The sequence below is a fragment of the Halohasta litorea genome (assembly GCF_024494645.1).
Taxonomy (GTDB): Archaea; Halobacteriota; Halobacteria; order Halobacteriales; family Haloferacaceae; genus Halohasta; species Halohasta litorea.
Map to the genome: position 1 here is coordinate 1 of NZ_JANHDJ010000025.1, position 4,807 is coordinate 4,807.

Here is a 4,807-nt window from a genome sequence, read left to right on the forward strand (position 1 = left end):
CTTTGAGCAACCGGCACAACTTCCCCGATGAAGCGGGAGATTTGCGTCATAGACAACCGCAGTTTCCCGCTTCAACTCCTTCGATTTAGTGACTCGTCCCGACGCCATCTAGTGATTCAACAGAGCCACTCAAACAGAATACAGTACAAACCTATTATCGCTATATCTCTGCATGGTGTGGCTGGTGTGTCAACGAAGGCTATCTTGAAGCACACTATGCTCAGCGGGCCAGCGCGACCGCGCCACTCCCCGAGGACGACGGCCGTAAGCCCGGCGACCAGCAGGCCTGGACATCCGAGCAGCGCCACGCCCTTACTCGATATGTCGACGAACAAGCCCGTAATGCCATCGAGGAATTCACCTCACTTCCAGAGGATGTCGCCCCGCGTGAGAAGCAACAAGCTAGATATGCAGCCTTGAGAGCTGCCCGAGACCGGGCACTCGTGTTCGTTCTCGCATATTCTGCTGTTCGGGTCGGTGAACTACTTCGGGACCCAAATGATCCGCGTCGACGGGGCGTGCGCTGGGAAGACCTCTCGCTTGACGATGGGAGTATGGACGTCTACCGGAAGAAACAGCAGTGGGATGCCGCCAGTCTCCCCGACCCGGTGATCTCACCGTTGCGGAGCTACCGTCAGCTGATGGACCCACCAACAGAGCGCTGGCCGGTGTTTCCGACGTTCGACCAACGGACGCTCGCAGGAATCGTCCAGGACGAGCTCACAGACCGAGGGGAACGCCCGGAAAGAATTTCCGAACGCCGTGAGGAGTACGCTCGCGACCTAATGCTGGCGCTCGATGCAGATATTCGACCGCCATCAATCACGACTGACGGTGCACGGTCAATTCTTCAGCGACTTTCAGAGGCCGCAGAGATCGATATTGACCATCCGAAACACGACTATCTCGCACCCCACGGTGGCCGGCGTGGGATGGGAGAAGTCCTTGTCCGAGCATTTGGATACACTGTTGCAGCTCGATATCTCGATAACTCCGAAGAGATGGTTCGTGAGCGGTACTCACATATCGAGGCTGGAGAACTTGGAGATGTAGCGACAGAAGCACTCAACGAGATCGATGGATAAAACGAAAAACAAGGTTGTCAATGGCTACTGTCGAGTCGATATATTCCCGTATCTACTGATATCCTAAGACTTCTCAACGAAGTACTTCAGATACACTCCGTGAGAGCCAGACGTTTCAGGGTTATTTTTTGTCTGCTTGGTTCGTGTTGCGTGTTACTCAATAGAATCACGCATCAGCTGTGATGGTATTGACTCTCACCAAGGGCTATTACTGGTACAGAGTCGACTTTTTGCGTGTTAATACAGAAACATGCAATTGATCCGATCAGCGTGGTCCGCAAGAATCGATGCGGAAATCAGGAAGTAATCATTCATTTAGTAGGTGAGCCAGTGCAACACACAAAGAATCGATTCATCACAGTACTCGGGTCAGGTCGTGTATACTCTCTGCGATCAAAGTCATGGTTGCATCGTCGACCTCCGCCACACGCTTGGTGATCTCTTGGTGGGGAAAGACATGGAGCGACCAGGGACTCACGTAACTTGGATACGTCTTCAGTTCGCCTTCGGTGAGCGAATCGGCCGTCAGTTCAACTGCCGTCTCCCGCTCGGTCGACGTGATGACCGCAACCGTATACCGATCGCCGAAGAACGGTCGGTTCCGGTTTGAGATGACGAGATACGGTCGGACCCCGCTTTTGAACGTTGCTGGCGCGAGGATGACACTGCCTTGTGCGTAGGCCATCCTACGCGTTCTCTCCTAAATCTGGCGCGTCGTCGGCCCACCCGTCATCGTCGCCGTAGGCGTCATCGCCGTACTCGGCCTCGATTTGCTGGAGGCTCACTACGTTCGCAATCTCCGAGGCTGCGACGTCCTCGGCAACCGCCCAGTAGGAATCGACCTTCCGAACGAGTCCCTTCTCCTGGAGTCGGGAGAGGGTCTTGTGGACGCTGGAATACGGAACGTCTGTCAGTTCCGTCAGTTCCTTGGGGCTGAACCCCATGTCGGGATGGTCGAGTAACACCGTGAGAAGTTCGTGGGCGTTCGTGCCCGGTTTAACGGGCAGCGTGTCCTCTCCGCTGGAATCGATTCTGATTGGCATTAGTGTCTGTCTATGTCAGTATCTGTCTGAGAGCGTCATAAAGTTGTTGCCGTCGGAATACGCTCGTGATCAAAATCTGTATCGAGCGATCTATATCCCCGTTCTCGGTGAACGAGCAGTGATGAATACGCGCGCTGCATCTTGCACGCCAGTCGTTGGCTCTGTCAATCTACTCGCACTCAGATTATCATGCCAATACAGGCGTATCCACCGGTGAGCAGCGGGATCTGGATCGTAAGACAGCTCGTAATTGCGCCTTTATATACAAACGTGCAATTAGGTTGTCCTCCACGATTCGAAAAGACCGTGAGCAAGCCAGCGATTTTGTTATCCATCTAGTAAGTATGCCAGTGAAACACATAGAGGATATCTCAGAGTAGTTCTGTCAGTTAACTCGAAGCAAGTCTAAAGTACGTGAACTTCGGACTAATAGGTATGGACGATCAACCCGACACGCCACCTCGCCCAGATGGGGGCACTTCGGCCCTCCATACGCCACCGAGAGACATCTTGAACCAGGAGACGCTCAAGCCGGAGCTCCTTGCCGAGAATGCACCGGGCCTCGAAACACTCGTGAAGCTCCTCAACCAACCGGCTCTCGCTCGCGTCTACGTCTACGTTTGTTACTGGGGACCAGTTTCGCCACCAGAGGTTATGGACGATCTTGATCTCTCGAAATCGACAGCCTACGATTACGTCGACCGGTTAGTCGATTTAGGCCTCGTCGAGCGTGACGATTCGACTCGTCCACAACAGCTCACTGCAGAGCCTGTTATTCTCGTTGAGCCGTACACCCCGATCATCATTACGCCGACGGTCCTCCACGCATTTGCCCTTCAGGAAGTCGATGAGGACGTCCAATACTTCCTTGATCGATATGGTATCGGTAAGCTCGTGGCGGCACTCCGTGGTGCTGGCCTCCACCACGCGGGTAACATGACTCAGCGGATGGTTGCCAGTGAGATCGACGTTCGAGATACCGAGGCAATGATGATCATCTACGCACTCGTGCCCGCCCTCGCCGTTGGTCGGGAACAGGACCCGTATTTCGAGTATCTATTCCCAGACGTCCACAACCAGATGGATCTCCCTGATCTCGACGAGCAGGAAACATCGCCAGCACAGCCAGATGATGTCGAGTGAGGTCGCTAGATGAGTCGAGAGTCACCACTATCCGGGGGGAAGGAGGTCATTGTCGACGCGAATATCTTTATTGCGATAGGTGACCCGTCAAACACCAAATTCGTACAGTTTCGCTCTGCTGTACAGACCGCTGGCATCGTACTGAAACTCCCTCGCCGGGTCATCGGTGAGGTTGGTGGACGAGACACTTACCGTGTTCAGACAGCACTCGACGAAGGATGGGCCGAGATCATCGATGCGCCAGACCCAACCAATGGAGATGCTGTTGCAGCGAGCGACATCGCCAGACGGACAATCGCGAACATGACTGACAAACCCGAACACGAAGTCGAAAAGACAGACACGATTCTTGCAGGGCTCGCGATCCAGTACGTCAGAGACCGCTCAACTTCGGGTGTGATCGTTCTCACCGATGACAAGCCAGCTAAAGAAGGCATCCAAAATGCCGTCACTGCACAGGGGTACACAGGGACAATTGAGGTATACGGTCTAGCCGATATCATTGGAGACGAACCTGGTGGCTCAATGCGACTGATTTGATCGCTTGTCGGCAGAGCTCCTCTTAGAACTGTATAACCGTTCCGTAGAATGGGGCAGCTGCAAGATAACTCAACGACTACCACTCGGGCTGAACGGCAACCACGTCTGGTGAATATTCGACGGCTTGTATTTACGGCGATAAGAAATGGTATCGATTGGTGTGTTAGCAGATGATTGATCCCATCGGGTTTGTTTATACTCGTCCCCAGAGAGTGTGTTATTCGTTATTTTCGAATTCCACGCTCTCTACCGAACCGATATATGCGTTCTTCCATGTGTCGTCTGCACGCCACTGCCAGTAGTAGTACTCATAGCCTGGCTTCGGTTCTTTGATCGTGACGTAGGCACGGTGTGGGACTCCTTCAGGTGGTGTGGGACCTTCTGGACCTTCGTTTTCATCTTCTTCATCGTCTTCTGTGACCTTCGTGACTGCTCCACGACGGAGGTGTTTCCACTGATGATACCGGTTGAGATGACAGTCGCGGCACAGTGTGAGGAGGTTATCACGGTCGTTGCCACCACCTTCTGCGACCGGTGTGAGATGGTGAACGTGAAGCTGCGCATTTCCTTTGAGACCGCCAAGAACACCGCATTCTTGGCATGCGTAGTCATCCCGGATGATGACTTCCATTCGGATCCAAGACCATTCTGCTCGTTTTCGTGGGTCTGTTGACTGTTCTTCTCTATTTCTCGTATGTTCGGACATTGTAGCTAGTTAACAACATTAGTTTATTACGGCGATACCTCGTCAAATCGTAGTAGTTTGATTGCTGCTAGGCTGGTCGCTGAACACAGATCAGTTCCAGCAGGGCACACATCACTGCAGAAAAATTATACGGAGTGTTTTCGCTACCCCACATCCAAACTGCACAAGCGTCTATCGAAATTCAAATGCCATCTCGCTCTTATGTAGAGCTGTGGAGTCCCCCAATAGCAAGGCAGTCGACGAGGAATTCGAACGATGCGCCGACGAGATTCACTGAGCGGACGATGCCG

At 53.2% G+C, this 4,807-nt stretch carries 5 protein-coding genes and 1 pseudogene; 3 read left to right on the plus strand and 3 right to left on the minus strand.

Annotated elements, in window-relative coordinates; genetic code table 11:
- Positions 1–128: 128 nt before the first annotated feature.
- Positions 129–1,085, plus strand: a pseudogene (locus NO877_RS19580) (site-specific integrase); the annotation flags it as partial.
- A 355-nt stretch (positions 1,086–1,440) separates the two neighbouring features.
- Here the strand turns inward: NO877_RS19580 and NO877_RS19585 are convergent.
- Positions 1,441–1,770, minus strand: a complete 330-nt coding sequence (locus NO877_RS19585; protein ID WP_256397973.1) for a type II toxin-antitoxin system PemK/MazF family toxin — start codon at positions 1,768–1,770, stop codon at positions 1,441–1,443.
- Between the two features lies 1 nt (position 1,771).
- Positions 1,772–2,128 carry a MarR family transcriptional regulator gene (locus NO877_RS19590; RefSeq protein WP_256397974.1) on the minus strand — a complete coding sequence of 119 codons (357 nt, stop codon included), beginning with the start codon at positions 2,126–2,128 and terminating at the stop codon, positions 1,772–1,774.
- A gap of 435 nt (positions 2,129–2,563) precedes the next feature.
- On the opposite strand from NO877_RS19590, the gene NO877_RS19595 reads away from it, so the two are divergent.
- The gene (locus tag NO877_RS19595; RefSeq protein ID WP_256397975.1) at positions 2,564–3,271 is read left to right on the plus strand and encodes a DUF7437 domain-containing protein; all 708 of its coding nucleotides are present in this window, start codon (positions 2,564–2,566) and stop codon (positions 3,269–3,271) included.
- Positions 3,272–3,280: 9 nt separating this feature from the next.
- The gene (locus tag NO877_RS19600) at positions 3,281–3,811 is read left to right on the plus strand and encodes a PIN domain-containing protein (protein ID WP_256397976.1); all 531 of its coding nucleotides are present in this window, start codon (positions 3,281–3,283) and stop codon (positions 3,809–3,811) included.
- Positions 3,812–4,028: 217 nt separating this feature from the next.
- On the opposite strand, the gene NO877_RS19605 is transcribed toward NO877_RS19600, so the two are convergent.
- On the minus strand, positions 4,029–4,442 hold the full coding sequence (locus NO877_RS19605) for an HNH endonuclease (protein WP_256397977.1): 414 nt from the start codon (positions 4,440–4,442) through the stop codon (positions 4,029–4,031).
- Positions 4,443–4,807: the final 365 nt, after the last annotated feature.